We start from the raw sequence: 23,246 nt of genomic DNA, 5'->3' as shown, positions 1-23,246 counted from the left end.
AATTATGAATGAAATTGAAAAAAAGATAATAGATATCATTGATAAAAATAGAGATAAAATTATTGCTTTTGCAACAGATATATATAAGCATCCAGAGCTTGGCTATAAGGAAAAGAGAACATCAGAAAAGGTATTAAAAATTTTAAAAGAGAATAGTGAAGAAATTGAAACCAATCTTGCAATTACTGGTATAAAGGGGTATTTAAAGAGGAAAAATTCAGAGGAGATAAAGGTGGCATTAATTGGTGAGTTAGATGCTGTTGTATCACCAGATAACCCATTTGCTGATAAAAAAACAGGAGCCTGTCATGCATGCGGTCATCATACTCAATTGGCTGGAATCATAGGAGCGGCATTTGCACTGTCAGATGATGAAATAAAGAATTCATTAGATGGAAATGTAGTGTTTTTTGCGGTACCCGCTGAAGAGTATGGTGAAGTAGAATTTAAACTTTCTTTAAAAGAAAGGAATTTAATTAAGTATGGAGGAGGAAAAAGCGAGCTTATTAGAATTGGAGCATTTAATGATATAGACCTTTCTGTGGTACATCATTCTGATCCTACAGGAGCTGATATTGTAGTAGGAGATAGTACAAGCAATGGTTTTGTATCGAAAGTTACAAAATATAAAGGAAAAGCATCTCATGCAGCAGGAACACCACACTTAGGTATTAATGCTGTAAACGCAAGTTCACTGGGCTTGAATGCAATAGCATATCAAAGAGAAACTTTTAAAGATGAAGATTCAGTTAGGGTTCATTCAATAATAACCAAAGGAGGCGGATTAGTGAATGTAATTCCTGATGAAGTAGTAATTGAAAGTCTAGTCAGAGCAAAAAATGTTGAAGCTATTAGAGATGCCAGCAGAAAGGTGGATAGAGCCTTTAAGTCTGGTGCTTTAGCAGTTGGAGCGGAAATAGAGATAATTACGGCACCAGGGTATCTTCCAGTAGTACCTTTAAGACCGTCAAAAGAAATTTTAGAAATAGCACATGAAATACTGCCTAATGGAAGGGTTGAGGAAGTTGATCCTAATAAACATACAGCAGGCTCTAGTGATGTTGGGGATTTGACTCATATTATGCCAGTATTAAAATTTACTACAGGTGGAGTTGAAGGCGGATTACATTCAGAATATTTCAAAGTAGTAAATGATGAAATAGCTTATATTGCTACTGCAAAAATCATGGCTTTAACAGCCTATAGATTACTAAAGGAAAAAGCAAAGGAAGCTAAAAAGATTAAGGAAGGGTTTAAGCCTAAGTTTACTATTGACGAATATAAAGAATACATGGATAATTTTGATGAGATATTTAAGGGTGATTATAAAAATGAATAAACCCGATAGCAGGCACATTTAGTGAATCAAGAATATATTGTTCACTAAATGTGCCTTATGCTTAAAAGACAGATATGTAAGCATAAATAATAATTTGGAACTAGAATTAAGGAACAAGTAAAAAAATAACAATTTAACCACATGCTTAAATTAAAACTTATATCCATAATGGCTAAAAGATGATATACTAATATGAGAAAGGGAGCGGGTTTCTTGGAAGCATATAAAAGTTTTGAATCATTAAATGATAGATGTAGATATATCTTTCGAATCATACAAGAAAATGGTCCTATAGCTAAAAATGAATTGGCAAACGTAACTAAGATAAAATTAACTACATTAAATAGAGATCTTAAAATATTAATTGACGAAAAAATTATTGTGGAAAGTGATATTGGAAAATCTACAGGGGGAAGAAAGCCTAGTTTATATGATGTTAATCATAGTGAATTTTATATTATTGGAATTGATATTTCAAGAATTTATACTAGAATAGTTATAACAAATTTGAAATTAAAAATAATAGAAGAAAAATTATTAAGCCATGAATATGATATGGATACAATATCTGAAATTATACCTAATGTTATAAAAGAATGTTATATGAAATTAAAAATACAAAAAGCATCAATTGTTGGAATTGGAATAGGAATAGTTGGTGGATTTAATTCAGATCAATTAAAAGATGAATTAAAAAGAGAATTTGATACAATGATATGTATAGATAATGGTGCAAATGCAGCTGTTATAGGTGAATATAACTTTGGGATTGGAAAAGGTAAAAAGAATATTGCATATATTAACTGCGGTGTAGGAATAAGAACGGGGATCATATCATCTGGAGTTCTAATTCGAACTATTAACAACGTAGAAGATGCATTTGGACATATGGTTGTTGATGCTGACGGGGAATTGTGTTCCTGCGGAAATTATGGATGTATAGAAAGTTATGTATCAATATCAAATATAACAAAAAAATTTATAGATGAAATAAAAGAAAATGAATCATCTTTGTTAAAGAAAAATTTAAATGATATTAATTATATAGATGTTTGTAACCTTGGGGAAAGAGAAAATGAAGAGGCTATGGGTATTATAAAAGATTCGGCTTTATATTTTGGAATAGGACTTTCAAATTATATTAAGTTGTTTAATCCAGAGCTTATAATTTTAAGTGGCCCATTAATACAACAATCAAAGTTGTTTTATGAAACTACAAAAGAAATAGCTCTTCAGAAGTGTCACATAAAAAATAATAATATTCAATTTATTAGGGGTGGATATTTTGAAGATAAATCTATAGCTGTAGGAGCTTGTGCTATGGTTATACAAAAAATACAAAACGAGAAGATAAGGAAGTGAAATTATGAATCCAGTAGCATTTTCAATTGGAGGATTTGATATTAGGTGGTATGGGATATTAATTGCAACAGGTATTATGCTTGGAATACTAATATCTCAATATAATTGTAAGTGGAGAGAAGTTGATTATGATAATTTGCTAAACATTGTATTATTATCTATTCCAATTGGTATAATAGGTGCAAGACTGTATTATGTAATATTTGAATTTGATAACTATAAAGATAATATTATTAATGCTTTTAATATAAGAAATGGAGGACTTGCGATCCATGGGGGGCTAATTTTTGCATTAGGAACAGCATTAATTTATACAAGAGTTAAAAAATTAAGCTTTATTAAGTTTGCAGATGTGGCAGCACCGTCAATTATTTTAGCTCAGGCTCTAGGAAGATGGGGGAATTTCTTTAATCAAGAGGCACATGGGGATGTAGTTAGTTATGAATTTATTAAGCATTTTCCTATGTTCATTCAAAAGGGGATGAATATAAATGGATTATATTACAATCCTACTTTTTTATATGAATCTCTCTGGAATTTAACTATATTTATAATACTGATGATTATGCTCAGAAAATGCAAAAAAAATGGAATAGTATTTTTTACATACATAGGATTGTATTCTATAGGTAGATTCATAATTGAAGGAATGAGAACAGATAGTTTAATGATAGGAAGTTTTAGAATGGCTCAATTGGTAAGTTTAGCAGGAGTCATTGTATGGATAATATTTATAGCTGCAAGTTATTATAATAGCAAATCTAAGGAGAATACTTATAAAGAGTAAAATTTATAATTTTATTTGTTAAAAAGGAGCTCAATTTAGGGTTCCTTTTTTATAATGTTATAAAATATCATTTGATTTGTTTAATAACTGAAATTTTTAAAATAATTTAATGAAGTTAGAATAATGTTAAGTAAAAGGTAAGCTGATATTTTAATGATATATCGGCTTACCTTTTTTTGCATTAATATATATGTCGCAAAAATAATTCTTCATCACAATTCTAAAAATATTGCAAGAATTTCAGCCATAATTGTGAAATGTGTATTGCAACATATACATAGTTTTATTGTGTGATAAAGTTACTGATAATAGAAGAGCAATTTTATAAAATAAAAAGAGACAAACAAGTAAGGTTAGAAGTTTAGTTGGAAAGTGATTAGTTACCTTTTAAACTAAGCCATCCAGATTGTATTCAATGTGGAAAGTGTGTTATTGAATGCCTAAAAAAGCAATTGGATATAATAAAATTACTATAATGTAAGGAACTAAGCACAAAATTGTGTTTTGAAATATAAAATTTAAAACTTATATCCAAAATGGTTAAAAGATAGTGTATAATATAGGAGAGTTATATTAATATAATTAATAGTTTTTAAATTTTAAAAACTTGTTTAATTATAATGCATAATTGTTATGGAAGAAGGTTTTAAATTTGATACAATTTTTATGGTTAACCCCATTGGGATTTTTAGTTGGAGCATTTGGAACTCTAATAGGTGCAGGTGGAGGCTTTATATTGGTACCTATTTTATTATTGTTATATCCAGATAAGAGTCCAGATACAATAACTAGTATTTCTCTAGCAGTTGTATTTTTTAATGCATTATCTGGCTCTTTTGCTTATTCTAGAATGAAACGTATTGATTATAAATCAGGAATAATTTTTGCAATAGCAACACTACCTGGCTCAATATTAGGATCAGTTATAACATCATACGTACCAAGGCAGCTTTTTAATGGGATATTCGGTGTGTTATTGGTTATTATATCTGTATTTTTGATATTAAGGACCAAGGAGGAGAAAGTAGAAAATAGCTTGGTAGTTAAGAATGGCTACATTACAAGAACAGTGGTAGATATTGAAGGGGTAGAACATACATTTTCATATAATCCCGTAACTGGAATAGTTGTAAGTATTTTTGTTGGCTTTATGTCTAGCTTTTTAGGCATAGGAGGAGGAATAATACATGTTCCAGTACTTGTCAATATATTAAATTATCCCGTTCATATTGCAACTGCTACTTCGCATTTTGTTCTAGCAGTAATGTCATTATCAGGAACTATGGTTCATATAGTCAATGGAGTGCTTCAGTCAAGCTTTATCCAAACAGCTGCATTATCTATAGGTGTATTATTTGGAGCGCAGTTAGGTGCGAAGCTTTCAAAAAAGATTCACGGAGTAGCGATAATTAGAAGTCTTGCAGTTGCGTTAGCTATTGTAGGGGTAAGAATATTTATTATGGCATTTTAAATCTTGAATCATTAAATATTTTAATGGTTATCATTAGGTATTTATATTATATTTATTATCATATATCTATTATACTGAAACAAAATGAGAAAGAATTAGTAATTCATAGTTAGGGAGATGTATGATTATTATGGTTAATGAGAAGAGACAAAAAGAAATGAAGGCATTAGGTTTTTTATTACAAAATGATAGGGAACATTACGCAGTAAGGTTTTTAAGTAGAGCAGGAAATTTTACAGTTGAAGAATTAAACAACATAAATGGGATTGCTAAAAAATATGGACGAGGGTATTCAGGACTTACAACAAGACTTCAAATTGAAGTTCCTTGGATTAAAGATGAAGATGCAGAAAAAGTAATGGAAGAAGCAAAATCTTTGGGACTACGTCATGGTGGAACGGGTCAAAAGATAAGGCCATTAGTTGCATGCAAAGGAACTGTATGTCTGCATGGTAACATTGATACTCAGGCAATTTGCAGAGAACTAGAGGAAAAATATTTTGCTACAGATACTCCTCATAAGTGCAAAATAGGAATAGTTGGTTGTGCAAATAATTGTGCAAAAGCTAATATAAATGATATTGGAATAATGGGAAAGACAATCCCAGAATTTAATTTGGACAACTGTGTTGGATGTGGAATTTGTGTTAAAGGTTGCAGGCAAAAAGCATTAGAGGTAGTAAATAGAAAAGTAGTATATCATGAAGAATTATGTGTAAGTTGCGGTGAATGTTCTAGACTATGTAGAACCAATGCAGTTGGTATTAAAGAAAAAGGTGCAGAAATTTTTGTTGGTGGAAGATTTGGACGAGGAATAAGAATAGGAGATTCTTTAGGAAAGATATTTAAAGAAAAAGACATAGTATTTGTAGTTGATAAGATTATGGAATGCTATAGAGAAATTGGAGTAAAAGGAGAAAGAATCTCGACAGTAATGGATAGAGTAGGAAAAGAAAAATTCATATCTGAAGTATTAAGCAGACAATAAGACATTTTATTTGTTGTCCTTTATAAACCTTAGCTTAGTTATAGAGAGAAAGACTATGAATTGGTTTTATCTCTCTTTTTTGTTATAATTTGTTTATGTGACTATGTCACTTATATTTTCTAAAGATTTATATATAATAAAGTCATAGAAGGAAATAGGTAAGTAATTGTGGAAAATAGACATAAGGTAACTTAACAGAATTTTCACTAATTGTGATTAACTTAATTAGCAGAATACTAATAAGTATAAAAAGAAAATACATAGAGCTTAATAGGTATAAAATCATAATTGATAGAGATTTATATTAAAATTATAAGTTGAGGTTAGGAGGAAATGGTCATGAAGAAAAAAATATTAATAGTTGGAGGAGTTGCGGGTGGAGCATCTGCCGCAGCAAGACTTAGAAGACTTAGTGAAGAAGATGAAATAATAATGTTTGAAAAAGGACCTCATGTATCTTTTTCAAATTGCTCACTCCCATATCACTTAAGTGGAATAATAGACGAGGCTGATAGGTTGGTTCTAATGAGTCCTGAAAAATTTCTTGTTCAATATAATATTAAAGCAAGGGTGAACAATGAGGTTTTATCAATAAATAAAGAGGAGAAGTATATAACAGTTAAAAACTTAGAGAATGGTGAAACATATAAAGAAAACTATGATAAGTTAGTATTATCTCCAGGGGCTAAGCCAATTGTACCTAATATTCCCGGAATTGAAGAAGTGAATATTTTTACAATAAGAAATGTTGTTGATATAGATAAGTTAAATAAATATGTTAAATCAATTTATACACAGGATATTGCAGTTATTGGTGGTGGATATATAGGAGTTGAAGCAGCAGAAAACTTAAGAGATGCTGGTTATAATGTATCCCTAATAGAGGCAACTGACCAAATATTAAGACCTTTTGATTATGATATGGTTCAAATATTTCATAAAGAATTATATGATCATAGTATAAATTTAATTGTTGAAGATAAAGTTGAAAAGTTTGAAAAAGATACGGTGATACTATCATCAGGCAAAAGAATTAGTGCGAAGGTTGTTGTAATGGCAATAGGAGTATCACCGGAAACAGCCTTAGCAAAAGGAGCAGAGTTAGATATTGGAGAAACTGGAGCAATAAAAGTAGATACAAATTACAAAACTAATGATGATAGTATATATGCGGTAGGAGATGCCATAGAAGTTTATAATTCATTAACTCATTCCAATGTGAAATTATCACTTGCAGGCCCAGCTCAAAAGCAGGCAAGATCTGTTGCAGATCATATAAATGGAAAGAAAGGCTTAAATAAGGGATATATAGGTTCATCAGCTATAAAAGTTTTTGATTATAATGGAGCATCAACGGGGTTAAATGAAGCACTTATAAATGTTCTCAACATGAATATACAATATGATGTTGTAAGGGTAATACTTACAGATAAAGTTGGAATAATGCCTAATTCATCGCCTGTACATTTAAAATTATTATATGAAGTTCCAACAGGAAAAATTTTAGGAGCTCAAGCTATAGGTAAAGGTGATGTTACAAAAAGAATTGATGTAATTGCTACTGCTATAAAGTTTGGTGGAACAGTAGAAGACTTAAAAGATTTAGAATTATGTTATGCACCACCATTTGCTACAGCAAAAGACGTTGTTAATTATGCTGGTTATGTTGGTTCTAATCTTTTAAATGGCGATTTTAAGCAGGTTAATATAGATCTAGTCAGAGGACTTGTTGAACATAATGCTTATATAATAGACGTTAGAGAAAGAGGAGAATATGCTAATGGGCATATTAAAAACGCAATTAATATTCCATTAAGTGAACTTAGACAAAGGATAAATGAGATACCAAAAGATAAACCAGTATATTTACATTGTAGAACTGGTCAAAGAAGTTATAATGCAACATTAGCACTACAAAACTTAGGTTTTAATAATGTTTATAATATTACAGGTAGTTTCTTAGCACTATCATTTTACGAATATTTTAACGACCAAACTAAGAATAGAGAAAGCATACTTACTGAATATAATTTTAAGTGATTTTTAATATTTAATTTATTAGTTGCAAAAGGAAAAGTAAGTAAATTATAATATTCAAAAGGTTCAAGTGTTGAATAAGAATAGCACTTGGACCTTTTATTAAATGCAGATGTAAAAAATAATTAGATATATGGTATCTTCATAATTCCTCCACAGTTAAGCGGTAAAATGAATATATAAAGAGAAGATAATTAAAATATAATTTGTATTACTATCATCGACTTCTTCATAAAATCTTTACAAATATTTTGTATTATAAAATAAAAAAGATTAAAGATATTGATAAGGAGAAGAGATCAGTGGGATTTAAAACAATAATAAAACTTATGGATATAAAAACCCTTGCTGCAGGGTTAGTTCCTGTAATTTTAGGTTCAGTTTATTCAAAGTATGCTTTTGGAAAGTTAAATGCTTTGTATGTTATATTATTAGCAATTGCTATGATATTGATTCAAAGTGCTACTAATATGATTAATGATTACTTTGACTATAAACGTGGAGCAGACAGTAATAAGAGTGGAGATGAAAAAGCTCTAGTTAGTGGTGAAATCACATCTAAGCAAGTATTATTTATAATAATCTTATATAAGTTTATTGCTCTTATGATTGGTCTTTTTTTAGCTAGCCAAACAAGCTATTACATTTTACTAGTCGCTGTAATAGGAGGCCTTATCTCAATTTTATATGCTTTTGGTCCTTTACCTATTTCATATACGCCATTTGGAGAGATTATATCTGGAGTTACTATGGGGATTGGTATAACTACTACAGTGATTTATATTCAATCAGGCATATTTAATATAAATACAATTTTGGTTGCAGTCCCTACAGTATTATTTATTAGTACTATATTACTAACAAATAATTTAAGTGATATAGAAGAGGATAGTGAAGCTGGAAGAAAAACACTGCCTATTATGATAGGTAAAAAAAATGCAAATAAGCTTTGGGTTTTTAATATAATAATGTTACTTGTACTAACAGTCTGTTTAGTGTTAATGAGCATTTATCCCATTGTCGTGTTATTACCTGTAATTTTAATATATCCCTATAAATCAATTAGGAGTTTTCTTTCATATGAAAAAAGTTCTAAAACAAAAGGTAGGAGTATGGGACTTATAGGACAGGTTGGTCTAAAATATCATTTGGCCGTAGTTATTGGATTGATAATTGCAATTATAATGTAAAAAATTATTATGATGTAATGTATTAAAATTTAGATTCTGTCTGATTTGAAATTATAAAAATCCTATGAATATGCAAAAGGTTCAAGTGTTATAATCAATATAGCACTTGAACCTTTTATTATATATAATTAGAATATTTTTTGAAAATATATTATCTTCATAATTACTCCATAATTGAGTAGTAAAATAAGTATATAAATAAGAAGAAAATTAAAGGAGTGATACACAATGAAAAAGAAAGTTATGATTCTAGCATTAGCAGGTATATTAACTGTAAGCGGAATATCACTTGCATATGCGGCAGATAACAATAATACAAGGTTTAATAAATTTAATGGACAAATGATGAATGTGAAAAATGGTGAGGTTAAATCATCATCAAATTATAGAGGAACAATGATGAGCATGATGGGGTCTGGAGCGCAATCAGATGATAATATCAATAAAATGACTGAACTAATGAAAGAGAATGGTTTTAATGATGAAGCAAATGCTATGGAAAATAGAGATTTTAATGCCATGAAAAATTTAATGTCTAATATAAGTGATGAGGATTATAACAAGATGATTGATGTAATGAAAAATAACGGATATGGATCTATGGCAAATATGATGCAATCTGTAGGAAAAGAAAAGATGGCAAAACTTCATCAAAGCATGATGAGGAATTAGTATCATCAAATTTTAAAAAATCGAAATAAATTTAGAATGATAATATGAGAATGGAAGGATGGTCTGGAATGATGATTATACCAATAATTTTAATTATTGCTGTTATATATTTAATTTTCAATCAAGAAGAAAGTAAAAAGCTTAAAGTTTGCAGTGTTAGAGATAATTCTCTAAATATACTAAATGAAAGATTTGTTCGCGGAGAAATAAGTGAAGATGAATATAATAGAATAAAAAGTACATTAAGATCATAGGTAACAGTAAAAAGTCATGTAAAAGGAGTATAGATAATTCTTCTTTTACATGACTTTTTCTGTATAGAGAAAAGGAGTTATCTTAATACATATTGATCGATTTGTAAGAATTTTAATTTTTAAATGTAATAAGGGCATAATGTATATTTTTACGAAAATTTTTCTACATAAAATCTTTATAAATATTTTGTATGATAAAAAATAAAAGTTAAATAATTAAATACGTGTAATAAGTCGCTTATTAATAGGAATAATGCAGTAAAACAGAAGTTTGTATTTTATAAACCTCTGCTTTTTTGATATTTATTATGAATGGCTTTAATAAAAAATTCTTTAAATTTACTTTAATAATGTCTCGGATTTCAGCGGCACATGTGGAATAATTTGAAAATTATGTGTTAACCTATAGGATTTCTACATAATAACTTCATAAAAACTTGTTAATATGTGAGCAGATATAAAATTATTAATAACTTTTAGACTTTGTACCTGTAGAAGGAAGGTTTGACGTGTTGATTTTGATTTTAAAGTAAATTGAAAGGGGATAAAAATGATACAAGATTATTTGATTATTGGAATTTTTCTTATAGCTTCATTTATTTTTGGAATGGTCGTCTTATTAACGGCTTCCTTAGTAAGACCGAAGAAGCCAAATAAAGAAAAATTATCTACTTATGAGTGTGGTGTTGAAACTACTGGTTCAACGTGGATTAGATTTAAGGTCAGTTACTTTATGTACGGCTTAGTATTTCTACTCTTTGATGTTGAAACAGTATTTTTATTGCCATGGGCAGTGAAATTTAAATCATTAGGATTATTCGCACTTTTTGAAATGGTTATTTTTATAGGCATTTTAATCATTGGTTTATGGTATGCGTGGAAAGAGGGGGCATTAGAGTGGAAGTAAATTTTAAACAAGATAAAGAGATTCAAGAGCAAATAGAAAAAAATATTATTTTAACTAAATTAGATGATACTTTAAATTATTTCCGCGTACATTCTTTTTGGCCGTTAACATTTGGACTCGCATGCTGTGCTATTGAAATGATGGCAGCAGGAGGTGCTCGTTATGATATTGCACGTTTTGGATATGAAGTTTTCCGCGCTTCACCAAGACAAGCAGATTTGATGATTGTTGCAGGAACAATTACTGAAAAAATGGCACCTATAGTTAAAAAGATTTATGACCAAATGCCGGAACCTAAATGGGTAATTGCTATGGGAAGCTGTGCAACTAGTGGGGGACCGTTTGTAGATTCCTATAATGTTGTTCCAGGTGCTGACATATTTTTACCAGTAGATGTTTATATTCCAGGATGTCCTCCACGGCCAGAAGCATTAATCCATGGGCTTTTAACGTTAAAAGAAAAAATTATTCATCCGAAAGAGGTGGGAAGAAGTGAGTAAGACTTGTGAAAATCTAATTTTTGAACTGAAAGCAGAATATAAGCAAGATATTGAAATTATAGAAAATACGCAGATTGCTATTCACACAGAAGCAAGTAAATTTCTAGACGTTATAAAAAAGGTAAAGCAATATGGATTTGATTTTTTAGTTGATTTAACAGCTATTGAAGATGATGTATTAAGCTGTGTTTATCATTTTATGTCATTAACTACTCATGAGATGATTAGAATTAAGGTAAAACTTAATGAAAAGCTTGAAATTCCATCATTAACTAAATATTGGCTTGCAGCAAATGTTCAGGAAAGAGAAGCTTATGATTTATTTGGAATTAATTTTATTGGCCATCCAGATTTAAAAAGGATATTATGTCCTGATGATTTTCTAGGACATCCGCTTAGAAAAGATTTTAAGGTTGAAAAGCGAAGGTAGAAAGGAGGAAGTTTGAGAATGGAATATAACAGAGAGTTGCACACTGAAGAAATGACTTTAAATTTTGGACCACAGCATCCTAGTACCCATGGTGTATATAGAGCAATCTTTACTTTAGATGGTGAGCATATTGTAAATGTAGAAAATATCATAGGCTATTTGCACAGAGGTATGGAAAAGCTAGCTGAATCCAGAACCTATACTCAATTTATACCTTATACTGATAGATTAGATTATTTATCTGGAATGTTAAATGAGTTAGGTTACGTTCAAACAGTAGAGAAGCTTGCTGGGATTGAAGTTCCAGAAAGAGCAGAATACATTCGTATAATAATGGCTGAATTGCAGAGAATAGCAAGTCATCAAGTTTTTTTAGGAAGTATGGCTCTTGATTTAAATGGGCATACCCCTTGGATGTATTTCTTTAGAGATAGAGAAAAAGTTTTGGATTTATTCGAGATGGTTTGTGGTTCTAGAATGACTACAAATTATATGCGTATCGGTGGAGTAAGCTATGATCTGCCTGAGGAATTTATGCCTGGCTTAAAAAGCTTTCTTAATGATATGGATAAGAGCCTTATAGAGTATGAACGAATCATCACTGGTAATGAAATATTTCAAGCAAGAACTAAAGGTGTTGGAATAATTAGTGGAGAAAAAGCTTTAGCTTATGGTTTAACAGGTCCAAACCTTAGGGCTTCTGGTATAGACTTAGATTTAAGACGTGATGCGCCATATGGTATTTATGATCGTTTCAATTTTAAAGTGATTGTCGGTAAAGATGGCGATTGCTATGAAAGATGGATAATGCGTATTGGAGAAATGGAAGAGAGTATAAAAATAATTAAACAGGCGCTAGAGCAAATAAAAGAAGGTCCAGTTTTAGCTAAAGCTCCAAGGCTGATAAAACCGCCAAAAGGAGATATTTATCATCAAATTGAAGGCTCTAAAGGTGCACTCGGATATTACTTAGTAAGTGATGGGTCTGATAAACCTTATAGAATTCACATACATGGCCCATCTTTTGTTAATATAGGTGCCTTTCCTGAAATGGCGACTGGAAGCACTATTCAGGATGCTGTTGCAATACTCGCATCACTTGATCCTATATTAGGCGAAATTGATAGGTAGTTCAGGCGCATTCAAAAAATAACAAGTCCATTTGCCAGCCTATTTTCCATCATGGGAAGCTCGATTCTCATACGCTCACTGAGTAAGCGATTCACACCAAATCATAGATTTGGGTTCACTGCTCACATTGGCAAATTGACCTGATAGGCCTGCTATGAGGGCAACTTGTCTCCTTGCCTGATGAAAAATAATCATGGCAACTTTGAACTTGTTATTTATTTTCATGTGCCTTAGGAGGTAGAAATGGAGAATATATTTTTAAACATATCTAATTGGATTAAGGGTTTAACTTCGGCATTGGCAATACCAAATGCCTTTGTAAGTATTATTATGAGCTTAGTTTATTTTATTGGGATTGTAGCTTTTGTTTTATTAAATGCTATGTTTTTGATTTATTTAGAAAGAAAATTTTGTGGTTATCTTCAGCAGCGTCCAGGGCCTAATAGATTTGGGCCACAAGGAATATTTCAAAGTGTAGCTGACGTTGTTAAGCTTCTAGGTAAAGAAGATATTATTCCAGAAAAAACAGATAAATTAGTTTTTGTAATGGCATCATTGTTAGTTATGGTTCCTGCTTTATTAATATATGCTGTGTTACCTTTTGGAAAAAATATGGTCGCTGTAAATTTAAATTTAGGATTGCTTTATTTCTTAGCTATATCTGGAGTTTCTTCAATACCTATATTAATGGCAGGCTGGGGATCTAATAATAAGTATTCCATTTTAGGTGGGATGAGAGTAGTTGCTCAAATGATAAGTTATGAAATACCTATGATTTTTTCTCTTCTTGGAGTAGTTATGATAAGTGGTTCTTTAAACTTAACAGAAATTATAACAGCACAAAATAAAGTGTGGTTCATTTTTTTACAGCCTGTTGCATTTATTATTTATCTTATTGCCGCTACTGCAGAGTTAAATAGAGCTCCTTTTGACTTAGCTGAAGGAGAGCAGGAAATAGTAGCTGGTCCATTCACAGAATATAGCGGAATGAGATATGCGCTTTTTTATCTTGCTGAGTATACAAATATGTTTGCTATTTCGGCACTTACAGCTACTTTATTCTTAGGAGGAGCTAGTGGTCCGTTATTACCTTCTTGGATTTGGTTTATCCTAAAAACTTACGTAATAGTGTTACTGCTTATGTTAGTTCGTTGGACTTTTCCTAGATTTAGGTTAGATCATATGATGTCTTTAAACTGGAAATATCTTATTCCTATTTCTCTAATAAACATTTTACTAACTGGAATTGGTATTAAAATATTTCAGTTAGGTATATGAAAGAAAATAATAAGTCCATGATGCGATGTATATTTTCAGTCAGACACGGAAGTATTTTTATCTCATAGTGGGCCTATTAGGTAAAAATGCTGATGTAGTATGACTAGAAATAGACTAGCATGATGACTTATTATTTCTTGAATATGCCACAATTAGTTGAGAGGTGAATTTAATGTTTGGTAAAGGATTATTAAATGGTCTTAGAGTGACACTTGGACATTTATTTGAAAAAAATATTACTCAGCAGTATCCAGAAGAACATCCAAAGCTTCCATTGCGTTCTCGTTGTTCTTTTAAACTGGATTCAGAAAAATGTATTTCATGCAGCATTTGTGCTTTGAGCTGCCCGAATAGAGTTATTAATGTTGAAAGTTATAAAGATGAAAATAATAAAAAACATTTAACTAAATATGAAATGCAATTAGAATATTGTCTTTTTTGCGGACTTTGCGTTGAAAGCTGCCCAACTAAGGCACTTCAGGTTACTTCAGATTTTGAATTAAGTGCTTATAGTAGGGCTGAAACTAAGTTAACACTATTTGATGAATATTCAAAGAAGTAACAGGTCAGAATACTTTTTTGCATGATGAGAAACATGCATTATATTAATGACCAATATTTACTTCATATTCTTAACAAGGAGGATTTATAATGATTTCAGCTTTTGTTTTTTGGCCTATAGCATTTTTAATTATAGCTTTTGCTATAGGTGTCGTTCATTCAAAAAATATTATTCATAGTGCTTTATCAATGATTTTAACATTTATAGGTATCTCAGTAGTTTTCATTTTGCTACAAGCTGATTTTCTAGCTTTAGCACAGATTTTAATTTATGCTGGAGCAATTTCAATATTAATCGTATTTGCTATAATGCTTACACGAAAAAATGATATGAAAAACAGTAATCCCTTTAATAAATTAAGATGGACAGGTTTAGCATTTTGTTTAGGATTCTTTGGGCTTATTACACGTTTAATTTTACGTAGTAACTTTACGTATAAGAATTTAAATATAGAAAATACCATTAGTGTTATTGCAGATGGATTCTTTGGAAATTATATGATTCCATTTGAAGTTTCTGCATTACTTTTATTAATAGCATTAGTAGGAGCTATTATTTTAGCAAAAGGAGTGAAAAATTAGATGGTTGGTTTAGAAGGTTATTTAATACTCGCAGCAGCTTTGTTTTGTATTGGTCTTTATGGAGCAGTTGTTAAAAGAAATGTTATCAGCGTATTAATGTCAGTGGAAATCATGATGAATGCAGTCAATATTAATTTAGTAGCTTTTAATAGATTTTTAGCACCAGAAAAGGTTACAGGACACCTTTTTGCTATATTCGTTATTGTTGTTGCAGCAGCCGAAATTGCTGTAGGTTTAGCTATTATCTTAAATATTTATCGAAGTCTACCTACATCTAATGTAGAAGATTTCAATATTTTAAAATGGTAGGTGTTATGATGAGATTTATAGATTTGGCTTGGATGATTCCCATATTTCCTGCAATTGCATTTTTAATTATTGGATTTGTTACGAAGAAATCTAAAGGGATTAGTTCAGCAATTGCAATAGTTGGAATGTTTATTTCTTTTATATTTTCTTTAGGAGTTTTTTATGAGGTTATTACTTCAAAAGTTAGTATTAATCAACCTGTTGAATATGCTGTTTCGTGGTTGTCAGTTCCCCTTAAGATTGAAGTAGGAGTATTAATTGATCCACTTACAGCAATTATGCTTATAATTGTGACTTTTATAGGTTTATTGGTTGAAATATATTCTTTGGGATACATGAAAGGTGAAGATGGTTTTTCTAGATTTTTTGCGAATTTATCATTATTTAGCAGTTCAATGCTCGGACTCGTAATTTCTAATAACTATTTTCAAATGTTCTTTTTCTGGGAACTCGTAGGGTTATGTTCTTATCTTCTAATTGGTTTCTACTATGACAGGCCTTCAGCTGTAAAGGCTAATAAAAAGGCGTTTGTCGCTAACAGAGTTGGAGATTTCGGATTTTTAGTCGGAATGCTTTGCCTTTTCATGGCTTTTGGAACTTTTAACTTTAGAGAACTAGCCGCAAGTATTCCATCATATCAAGATGTTGTTTATTTAACTATAATAGCATTATTAATTTTTGCAGGACCAGTAGCAAAGTCAGCTCAATTTCCACTTCATGTTTGGCTTCCAGATGCCATGGAAGGACCAACACCAGTAAGTGCATTGATTCATGCAGCTACTATGGTTGCAGCTGGAGTATATCTTTTAGCGCGTGGTTATATATTATTTTCTTCTTTACATGAAGTAAGTTTAGTAATTGCGTACATTGGTGGAATAACTGCATTCATGGCAGGTACAATTGCAATAGTTCAAAGAGATTTAAAAAGAATATTGGCTTTTTCAACTATGAGTCAATTAGGATATATGGTTATGGCAATGGGAGTAGGCGGATTTACTTCTGGAATGTTTCATCTTACAAGCCATGCATTTTTTAAGGCATTATTATTTTTAGGTGCAGGTATCATTATTCATTCTATTGGTGTACAGGACATTTTTAAAATGGGCGGCTTAATTAAAAAAGTGAAACTTGTAAGCATAACTTTTATAATTGCATCTTTATCACTAGCTGGAATTCCACCTCTATCAGGCTTTTTCAGTAAGGATGAAATTTTAACTGTAACTTATGAGCATGGATATATATTTTTATATTACTTAGGTTTAATTACAGCGTTTTTAACAGCATTTTATATGGCTCGTTTAGTTTTAATAGTCTTCTTTGGAGAGGAAAGAGAAAAACATTATGTCCATAAAATTCCTTGGTGCATGACTGTGCCATTAATCATATTATCAGTTTTCTCAGTATTTTATGGTTTTATAAATGAAACTTTTGCTTCATTTATATATTTTCAAACCTCTCAAATTCCAGAAGCAAATTTAATGGTTATGAGTGAATCAGTAGCAGCAGCTTTTGGTGGAATACTACTAGGATGGCTTATTTATGGTAAGAAAGTAATATCAGGTGAAGCTCTTAGTGTGAAGTTTAAACCAATACATCAATTTCTTTTTAATCAATATTATATAAATGAACTTTATCAATGGATATATGAAAAAGTAGTTTTAAATATTTCTTATCTTTTTAATTGGTGTGACCGCAAGATTGTAGATGGAATTTTTGACAATACTACTTCTTTGATATGGAGAATGGGAGCTAAACTTAGACTTATTCATTCAGGAAGGGTGCAAAATTATGCTCTAGTCTTTTTCATAGCAATTGCTTTAATAATTTTATGGCTCACAGCACCGATTTTAGGAGGGATGTAGATGCAATTTCCGATATTAACATCAATATTATTAGCACCCATTTTGGGTATAATCATAATACTTTTCTTGCCAGGAACTAAGAAAAAGGAAATAAAAGTTACTGCAGCAATTGTTACGTTTATTTCATTGTTGCTTTCGATTATAGCTTTTGTTACTTACAATAAGGAAATGGGAGGGCTTCAATTTCAAGAAACCTATTCTTGGGTACCTGCCTTCGGAATTAATTATTCTGTGGGTGCGGATGGTTTAAGCATACCTTTAATATTGCTTACTGCTATCGTTATTTTTGCAGGTGTTTTTTCATCATGGAAAATGGAAAAAAGAATAAAGGAATTTTTCATTTTCCTGCTTTTACTAGTTGCAGGTGTTTTTGGAGTATTTATTTCAAGAGATTTATTTTTATTCTACGTATTTTTTGAAATAGCTGTTATTCCAATGTATATATTAATTGGAGTTTGGGGAAGTACAAGAAAAGATTATGCTGCAATGAAACTTACTTTATATTTATTAGTAGGAAGTGCATTTATTCTAATTGGAATTATTGCGACCTTTGTATATGCTAATAATTTAGGAATAAGAAGTTTTGATATACAAACTCTTAGTACTATTGAGTATAGCGCCAGCTTTCAAAAATTTACTTTTTTCCTAATGTTAATAGGTTTTGGGATATTAGTCCCTATGTGGCCTTTTCATACATGGTCTCCAGATGGACACGTGGCTGCACCAACAGCTGTAAGTATGCTTCACGCAGGAGTTTTAATGAAGCTTGGTGGTTATGGAATTATCCGTGCAGGTGTATTTTTATTTCCAGAAGGTGCAAAGTACTGGGTTCCTTTAATTGCATATTATCCATAGCTAATATACTATATGGAGCTATGGTAGCCATGGCTCAAAAGGATTTAAAATTTGTAATTGGTTATTCCAGTGTAAGTCATATGGGGTACGTACTACTCGGAATTGCTTCATTAAATTTTGAAGGAATAGACGGAGCTGTAGCTCAGATGTTTGCCCATGGTATTATGACTGCATTATTCTTTACTTTAATAGGTAATATTTATTATCAAGCTCACACAAGAGAAATCGCTAAGTTTGGTGGTTTAATACATCAAATGCCAAGAGTGGCAATTGGTTTTATAATTGCTGGTTTTGCATCATTAGGATTACCAGGACTAAGCAACTTTGTTGCTGAATTTCTAATATTTTTAGGATCCATGATGAGCCAAGAAAACTATTTTCAATAATACCTTTTAAAGCAATTTCAATAATGGCTATTCTAGGAATTGTTATTACGGCTGCTTATATATTGAAGGTGGTTCAAAGCACTTTCCTTGGCCCAAGAAAAGAAGAATGGGATCATTTAGAAGATGCAAAAGGGGTGGAAATGGTACCTATAGTTATGCTTGCAAGTGTATTAATATTTTTTGGTTTATTCCCATCACCACTAATTGATCTTATTCATAGTGGAGCAATGTCACTTATGGGTAAGATATCAGATATAGGAATGATAATGGGGGGATTTTAATTATGAGTTATATAGTTGAACTTTTAACTGCAGCTTTATGTCTTGTACTTTTGATAGCAAGTTTATCACTGCAAAGGTATAAAGAAAAACTTAGTTTATTTACAGGAATATGTCTATTTATAATTTTAATAGTATCATTATTTAGTGAGGCACTATTGAATGGGAGTCAGTCACAATCTCTTTTTGGTGGAGCTTATATTAATGATCCTTTTAGTACTTTTTTTAAACAGCTTTTCTTGATAGCTGCAGTATTAACAGTGTTAATTTCTAGAGATCATCTAGTTTCAAAACAAGGAGAGTTCTATGCATTAATTGTGTCTGCGCTACTTGGAATGATGATTATGGTATCATCGGGAGAACTCATTGCAATATATATAGGACTAGAATTAATGACTATATCATTTTGCGTTTTAATTGCTTATAAAGGTGATGATAAATCAAAAGAAGCAAGTTTAAAATACCTTATTTTAAGTGCAATGTCTTCAGCAATTTTCTTGTATGGATTAAGTTTAATATATGGGATTACTCAAACAACGGCTATTAAAGAAATTGCAGAAGCACTGGTGACAGGACAGATAGCACCATTAGAAATACTAGGCGTGATATTTTTAATTGCAGGTTTTGCTTTTAAAATAGCCATTGTTCCTTTTCATATGTGGGCTCCAGACATTTATGAAGGAGCACCTACTTCGATTACAGTATTTTTAGCGGTAGCATCTAAAACAGCAGGTTTAGCAGTTTTATTAAGATTATTTATGACTGGAATGTCATCTGTGTCTAACTACTGGATTGATTTAATAATAGTATTATCTGTTATAACTTTAGTGCTTGGAAATTTAGTTGCTATTCCCCAAACTAATATTAAAAGGCTGCTTGCTTACTCAAGCATTTCACAAGCAGGTTATTTTTTACTAGGGATTATTGCGAATTCAAGTCTTGGCATCGCATCAATTTTGCTTTATAGTTTGTTTTATCTGTTTGCAAACATGGGAGCATTTGGAGTTGTAATTGCAGTTTCAAAGGCAACAGGAAGTGATCAAATTAAAGATTATGCTTATTTAGCTAAAAGATCACCATTTTTAGCTGCTGTTATGCTTATCTCCTTACTTTCTTTAGCAGGAATTCCACCTTTAGCAGGATTTATAGGCAAGTTCTATTTATTCTTATCTATAATAGAAAAGGGACAGATATGGTTAGCATTTTTAAGTATTGGTATGAGCGTTATATCAGTATATTACTATCTTAAAGTTGTTAAGGTTATGTATTTTGGAGAAAGTCCTACTAAACTTGAATCAATTCCGGTATCCATAAGTACAAAATTAGCATTAACTATATCTATGACAGTACTTGTTATTCTTGGAATTTATCCTAGCCAAGTAGTAAATGTAGTTTTGTCAGTATCTAAAGCATTTTTATCCTAATATAAGAATTACTAAAAATTCTATTTTGTAATAATCATTATCTTCATAATTTCTACATAATTTTAATGTACAATAAGAATCATTTTCAAATGATAGATAGTAGGAAGGATGAGGAAAATGGTTGCTACAATATTAATAATTGCAGTTATTGCTTTTATAGTTTTTAGAGTATTCAAAGGCGGTGGAGGATGCTGCCATTAAGGATGTACTTCAAAATGATTTTTTTATCATTTTGAAGTACTTTCTTTTATTAAGTGTAACAGAATTTGAAATTTAAAATAATAAAAGAACTTATTGGAGGAATAATTTTTAGTTAAATTATTAAATATATGATAAAGTAATATTAAAATTAACTATATGGGGGGAATATTATGAACAACATTTTAATAATTGAAGATGAAAAAAGCGTATCAGACGTTGTAAAAGCATATTTGGAAAGAGAAGGATATGGGGTGTATTCCACTGAAAATGGATTAGATGGAATTGAAGTTTTTAGAAAAGAAAGGATTGATCTTGTAATTTTAGATTTAATGCTTCCAGATATTGATGGTGAGGAAGTTTGTAAGATATTAAGAAAAATATCAGATGTATATATTTTTATGCTAACTGCTAAAAGTACATTAAGCGATAAAATTGAAGGGTTAAATATTGGAGCAGATGAATACCTAACAAAACCATTAAGTCCAAGAGAACTTACTGCGCGTGTAAATGCATTGTTCAGAAGAGTAAGAACAAGAAAAGAAAATGTACTTTCTTTTAATAATAACAAATTAATAATTGATTTTGATAAGAGATTAGTTAAATTGAGTGGAGAGGAAGTAAGTTTAACTCCAAATGAATTTGATATATTATATATTTTATCTTCAAATCAAGGAAAAGTATTTACACGGGAAGCAATAATAGAGAGAGCTTTTGGAATCGAATTTGATGGTTCAGACAGAAGTATAGATGTTCATATCAAAAATTTACGTAAGAAAATTGAAGAAGATACCAAGTCTCCTCGATATATAGTTACTGTTACAAAAATTGGTTATAAATTTGGTGATGAAGTATGAAGCAAAGTATTAGGGGGAGATTGAGTTTTATTATAATATTTTGCGCAGTAGCTACCGTATTATTATCAGCTTTATTAGTAAATATAACTATAACGAATACATTCAATAAGTATATGGAAAATATACAAACTCAAAGAAATACAAGGTTAGTAGAATATTTTCAACAAGTTTATAAAAGTGATGGTGGATGGAATATTACTTCGGGGGAAGAAATGATGCATGAAGCGTATATGAGTAATTACTGTTTAAGTCTTTTGGATGATAATAAAAAGGTTGTATGGGAAATGAACCATGAAGATATACAAAATAAAAATCATATGACAGTAAATGGCAAGGAAGAAACCGGAGTGTATACTTCTAATACTTTTGATATAAATGTAAATGGAAAAACAGTAGGTTATATTATTGTCGGACAGTATTCGCCTGTTCTGCTTTCACAGGAAGATATAAGCTTCAAGGGACAAATTAATAAGAGTATTGTATTTAGTGGAGTATTAACACTAATAGTAGTAGCATTGATAAGTCTTATTATATCAAAGCAATTTTCTGAACCAATAAAGGAAGTTTCAAAAACTTCTGTAAGTTTATCAAAAGGAAATTATAATTCTAGATCAAATATAAAAAGTAATATTGAAGAAATTCGGAATTTAACTGAGAGCATAAATGATTTAGGTGAGAAATTAAATAGTCAGGATGTATTAAGAAAGCGTCTTATTTCAGATATATCCCATGAAATTAGAACTCCATTAAATGTATTACAAAATAATTTAGAGGCAATGATAGATGGAATTATACCTGTAACTACTGATAAACTTAATAGCTTAAATGATGAAGTAATAAGATTTGGCAAGCTTTTAAATAATTTGAATTCATTAAAACAAATAGAGTCAGATGAAATAGTGCTTAAATTAGGAAGGGTTAATATAGGGGAGCTTATTTCAAATGTAATTAGTGATTTTAATATTGCTGCTGATGAAAAAAATATAAAGTTAATTATTAATAAAGAAGAAGGTAAAAATTTTATTGTAGTAGGCGATTACGATAAATTGAAACAAGTATTTATAAATCTTATATCTAATGCAATTAAATTTAACAATATAAATGGAACTGTATGGGTCAATATTAGTAGCGATATAAACTCAGTTATCATTAAAATTAAGGATAATGGAATTGGAATTAAAAAAGAAGATTTACCTTATGTTTTTGAAAGAATGTATCGTGGAGATAAAAGTAGACATAAAATTGAGGGAAGCGGAATAGGTCTTACACTTGTAAAGAAAATATTAACTTTGCATTCTGGAACAATAGATGTAGAAAGTAAGGAAGATAAGGAAACTGTATTTACAGTATGCATAAACAAAAGTAATTAATACATAAATTTTTATCACAAACTACATAAAAAAAGAAGGTATCTATAAACACTTTAAAAAGTGATTTTAAGATACCTTTTTTGTTTTTTGAGAATTATTAAATTGACATTTATTTCCTTAAAATATAGATGATTTATTATGTTTTAATAATAGCATATAACTACCAATATAATTTGACAGAAATTTCATATATCATCCTTATAGAATCTTCATAACTT

Annotated in this window: 21 protein-coding genes and 2 pseudogenes; all 23 read left to right on the top strand. The window is 30.3% G+C overall.

Annotated features, from left to right (window positions below; all coding sequences use genetic code 11):
* Positions 1–4 precede the first annotated feature (4 nt).
* The 23 genes and pseudogenes from AXY43_RS03105 (at position 5) to AXY43_RS02995 (ending at position 23,028) form a co-directional block, all read left to right on the top strand.
* On the top strand, positions 5–1,339 hold the full coding sequence (locus AXY43_RS03105) for an amidohydrolase (RefSeq protein ID WP_023975566.1): 1,335 nt from the start codon (positions 5–7) through the stop codon (positions 1,337–1,339).
* Positions 1,340–1,552: 213 nt separating this feature from the next.
* Positions 1,553–2,701, top strand: a complete 1,149-nt coding sequence (locus AXY43_RS03100; protein ID WP_023975565.1) for an ROK family transcriptional regulator — start codon at positions 1,553–1,555, stop codon at positions 2,699–2,701.
* 4 nt (positions 2,702–2,705) lie between these two features.
* On the top strand, positions 2,706–3,488 hold the full coding sequence (gene lgt / locus AXY43_RS03095) for a prolipoprotein diacylglyceryl transferase (RefSeq protein ID WP_077856268.1): 783 nt from the start codon (positions 2,706–2,708) through the stop codon (positions 3,486–3,488).
* Positions 3,489–3,880: 392 nt separating this feature from the next.
* Positions 3,881–3,969 (top strand): annotated as a pseudogene (locus tag AXY43_RS28715) (4Fe-4S binding protein); the annotation flags it as partial.
* A 171-nt stretch (positions 3,970–4,140) separates the two neighbouring features.
* Positions 4,141–4,959 (top strand): sulfite exporter TauE/SafE family protein, encoded by an 819-nt coding sequence (locus AXY43_RS03085; RefSeq protein ID WP_039771509.1) that lies wholly within the window; start codon positions 4,141–4,143, stop codon positions 4,957–4,959.
* Between the two features lie 121 nt (positions 4,960–5,080).
* Positions 5,081–5,947, top strand: coding sequence for a 4Fe-4S binding protein (locus tag AXY43_RS03080; protein WP_171780782.1), 867 nt, complete (start codon positions 5,081–5,083; stop codon positions 5,945–5,947).
* A 339-nt stretch (positions 5,948–6,286) separates the two neighbouring features.
* Complete coding sequence (locus AXY43_RS03075; RefSeq protein WP_105410956.1) at positions 6,287–7,987, top strand: FAD-dependent oxidoreductase; 1,701 nt, start codon at positions 6,287–6,289, stop codon at positions 7,985–7,987.
* A gap of 299 nt (positions 7,988–8,286) precedes the next feature.
* The gene (locus AXY43_RS03070) at positions 8,287–9,174 is read left to right on the top strand and encodes a prenyltransferase (RefSeq protein ID WP_105410955.1); all 888 of its coding nucleotides are present in this window, start codon (positions 8,287–8,289) and stop codon (positions 9,172–9,174) included.
* Positions 9,175–9,402: 228 nt separating this feature from the next.
* Entirely contained in the window at positions 9,403–9,846 is a 444-nt protein-coding gene (locus AXY43_RS03065; protein WP_023975559.1) for a hypothetical protein, read from the top strand.
* A gap of 68 nt (positions 9,847–9,914) precedes the next feature.
* A complete protein-coding gene (locus AXY43_RS03060; protein ID WP_023975558.1) occupies positions 9,915–10,100 on the top strand; it encodes an SHOCT domain-containing protein in 186 nt (61 codons plus the stop codon).
* Between the two features lie 550 nt (positions 10,101–10,650).
* Entirely contained in the window at positions 10,651–11,007 is a 357-nt protein-coding gene (locus AXY43_RS03055) for an NADH-quinone oxidoreductase subunit A (protein WP_012059188.1), read from the top strand.
* Positions 10,998–11,507, top strand: a complete 510-nt coding sequence (locus AXY43_RS03050) for an NADH-quinone oxidoreductase subunit B (protein ID WP_023975556.1) — start codon at positions 10,998–11,000, stop codon at positions 11,505–11,507. The genes AXY43_RS03055 and AXY43_RS03050 overlap by 10 nt, the downstream gene beginning before the upstream one ends.
* The gene (locus AXY43_RS03045) at positions 11,500–11,937 is read left to right on the top strand and encodes an NADH-quinone oxidoreductase subunit C (RefSeq protein WP_039771502.1); all 438 of its coding nucleotides are present in this window, start codon (positions 11,500–11,502) and stop codon (positions 11,935–11,937) included. The genes AXY43_RS03050 and AXY43_RS03045 overlap by 8 nt, the downstream gene beginning before the upstream one ends.
* Before the next feature lie 18 nt (positions 11,938–11,955).
* Positions 11,956–13,068, top strand: a complete 1,113-nt coding sequence (locus AXY43_RS03040; RefSeq protein WP_039771501.1) for an NADH-quinone oxidoreductase subunit D — start codon at positions 11,956–11,958, stop codon at positions 13,066–13,068.
* Positions 13,069–13,311: 243 nt separating this feature from the next.
* On the top strand, positions 13,312–14,346 hold the full coding sequence (nuoH, locus tag AXY43_RS03035) for an NADH-quinone oxidoreductase subunit NuoH (protein ID WP_039771499.1): 1,035 nt from the start codon (positions 13,312–13,314) through the stop codon (positions 14,344–14,346).
* A 172-nt stretch (positions 14,347–14,518) separates the two neighbouring features.
* A complete protein-coding gene (locus AXY43_RS03030) occupies positions 14,519–14,908 on the top strand; it encodes a NuoI/complex I 23 kDa subunit family protein (protein WP_039771498.1) in 390 nt (129 codons plus the stop codon).
* Positions 14,909–14,997: 89 nt separating this feature from the next.
* Entirely contained in the window at positions 14,998–15,489 is a 492-nt protein-coding gene (locus tag AXY43_RS03025; RefSeq protein WP_105410954.1) for an NADH-quinone oxidoreductase subunit J family protein, read from the top strand.
* Positions 15,490–15,798, top strand: coding sequence for an NADH-quinone oxidoreductase subunit NuoK (nuoK, locus tag AXY43_RS03020; RefSeq protein ID WP_012059181.1), 309 nt, complete (start codon positions 15,490–15,492; stop codon positions 15,796–15,798).
* Positions 15,792–17,660 carry an NADH-quinone oxidoreductase subunit L gene (gene nuoL, locus AXY43_RS03015; protein ID WP_105410953.1) on the top strand — a complete coding sequence of 623 codons (1,869 nt, stop codon included), beginning with the start codon at positions 15,792–15,794 and terminating at the stop codon, positions 17,658–17,660. The genes nuoK and nuoL overlap by 7 nt, the downstream gene beginning before the upstream one ends.
* Positions 17,661–19,182: pseudogene (locus AXY43_RS03010) on the top strand (complex I subunit 4 family protein).
* A 2-nt stretch (positions 19,183–19,184) separates the two neighbouring features.
* Positions 19,185–20,603 carry an NADH-quinone oxidoreductase subunit N gene (locus AXY43_RS03005; RefSeq protein WP_023975548.1) on the top strand — a complete coding sequence of 473 codons (1,419 nt, stop codon included), beginning with the start codon at positions 19,185–19,187 and terminating at the stop codon, positions 20,601–20,603.
* A gap of 371 nt (positions 20,604–20,974) precedes the next feature.
* Positions 20,975–21,658, top strand: coding sequence for a response regulator transcription factor (locus AXY43_RS03000; protein WP_039771490.1), 684 nt, complete (start codon positions 20,975–20,977; stop codon positions 21,656–21,658).
* Positions 21,655–23,028, top strand: a complete 1,374-nt coding sequence (locus AXY43_RS02995) for a sensor histidine kinase (protein ID WP_023975546.1) — start codon at positions 21,655–21,657, stop codon at positions 23,026–23,028. Before AXY43_RS03000 ends, AXY43_RS02995 begins: the two co-directional genes overlap by 4 nt.
* The last annotated feature ends 218 nt before the right edge of the window (positions 23,029–23,246 follow it).

The sequence above is a fragment of the Clostridium sp. MF28 genome (assembly GCF_002969175.1).
Classification (GTDB): Bacteria; Bacillota; Clostridia; order Clostridiales; family Clostridiaceae; genus Clostridium; species Clostridium beijerinckii.
This window is presented reverse-complemented; position numbering and strand designations above follow the sequence as displayed.

What these genes read in the sequence shown, in the direction of transcription:
- AXY43_RS03105 (WP_023975566.1), top strand. Translation starts at nt 5, where the DNA reads ATGAATGAAATTGAAAAAAAGATAATAGATATCATTGATAAAAATAGA.
- lgt (WP_077856268.1), top strand. Translation starts at nt 2,706, where the DNA reads ATGAATCCAGTAGCATTTTCAATTGGAGGATTTGATATTAGGTGGTAT.
- AXY43_RS03080 (WP_171780782.1), top strand. Translation starts at nt 5,081, where the DNA reads ATGATTATTATGGTTAATGAGAAGAGACAAAAAGAAATGAAGGCATTA.
- AXY43_RS03075 (WP_105410956.1), top strand. Translation starts at nt 6,287, where the DNA reads ATGAAGAAAAAAATATTAATAGTTGGAGGAGTTGCGGGTGGAGCATCT.
- AXY43_RS03065 (WP_023975559.1), top strand. Translation starts at nt 9,403, where the DNA reads ATGAAAAAGAAAGTTATGATTCTAGCATTAGCAGGTATATTAACTGTA.
- AXY43_RS03060 (WP_023975558.1), top strand. Translation starts at nt 9,915, where the DNA reads ATGATGATTATACCAATAATTTTAATTATTGCTGTTATATATTTAATT.
- AXY43_RS03055 (WP_012059188.1), top strand. Translation starts at nt 10,651, where the DNA reads ATGATACAAGATTATTTGATTATTGGAATTTTTCTTATAGCTTCATTT.
- AXY43_RS03040 (WP_039771501.1), top strand. Translation starts at nt 11,956, where the DNA reads ATGGAATATAACAGAGAGTTGCACACTGAAGAAATGACTTTAAATTTT.
- nuoH (WP_039771499.1), top strand. Translation starts at nt 13,312, where the DNA reads ATGGAGAATATATTTTTAAACATATCTAATTGGATTAAGGGTTTAACT.
- AXY43_RS03030 (WP_039771498.1), top strand. Translation starts at nt 14,519, where the DNA reads ATGTTTGGTAAAGGATTATTAAATGGTCTTAGAGTGACACTTGGACAT.
- AXY43_RS03025 (WP_105410954.1), top strand. Translation starts at nt 14,998, where the DNA reads ATGATTTCAGCTTTTGTTTTTTGGCCTATAGCATTTTTAATTATAGCT.
- nuoK (WP_012059181.1), top strand. Translation starts at nt 15,490, where the DNA reads ATGGTTGGTTTAGAAGGTTATTTAATACTCGCAGCAGCTTTGTTTTGT.
- nuoL (WP_105410953.1), top strand. Translation starts at nt 15,792, where the DNA reads ATGGTAGGTGTTATGATGAGATTTATAGATTTGGCTTGGATGATTCCC.
- AXY43_RS03005 (WP_023975548.1), top strand. Translation starts at nt 19,185, where the DNA reads ATGAGTTATATAGTTGAACTTTTAACTGCAGCTTTATGTCTTGTACTT.
- AXY43_RS03000 (WP_039771490.1), top strand. Translation starts at nt 20,975, where the DNA reads ATGAACAACATTTTAATAATTGAAGATGAAAAAAGCGTATCAGACGTT.
- AXY43_RS02995 (WP_023975546.1), top strand. Translation starts at nt 21,655, where the DNA reads ATGAAGCAAAGTATTAGGGGGAGATTGAGTTTTATTATAATATTTTGC.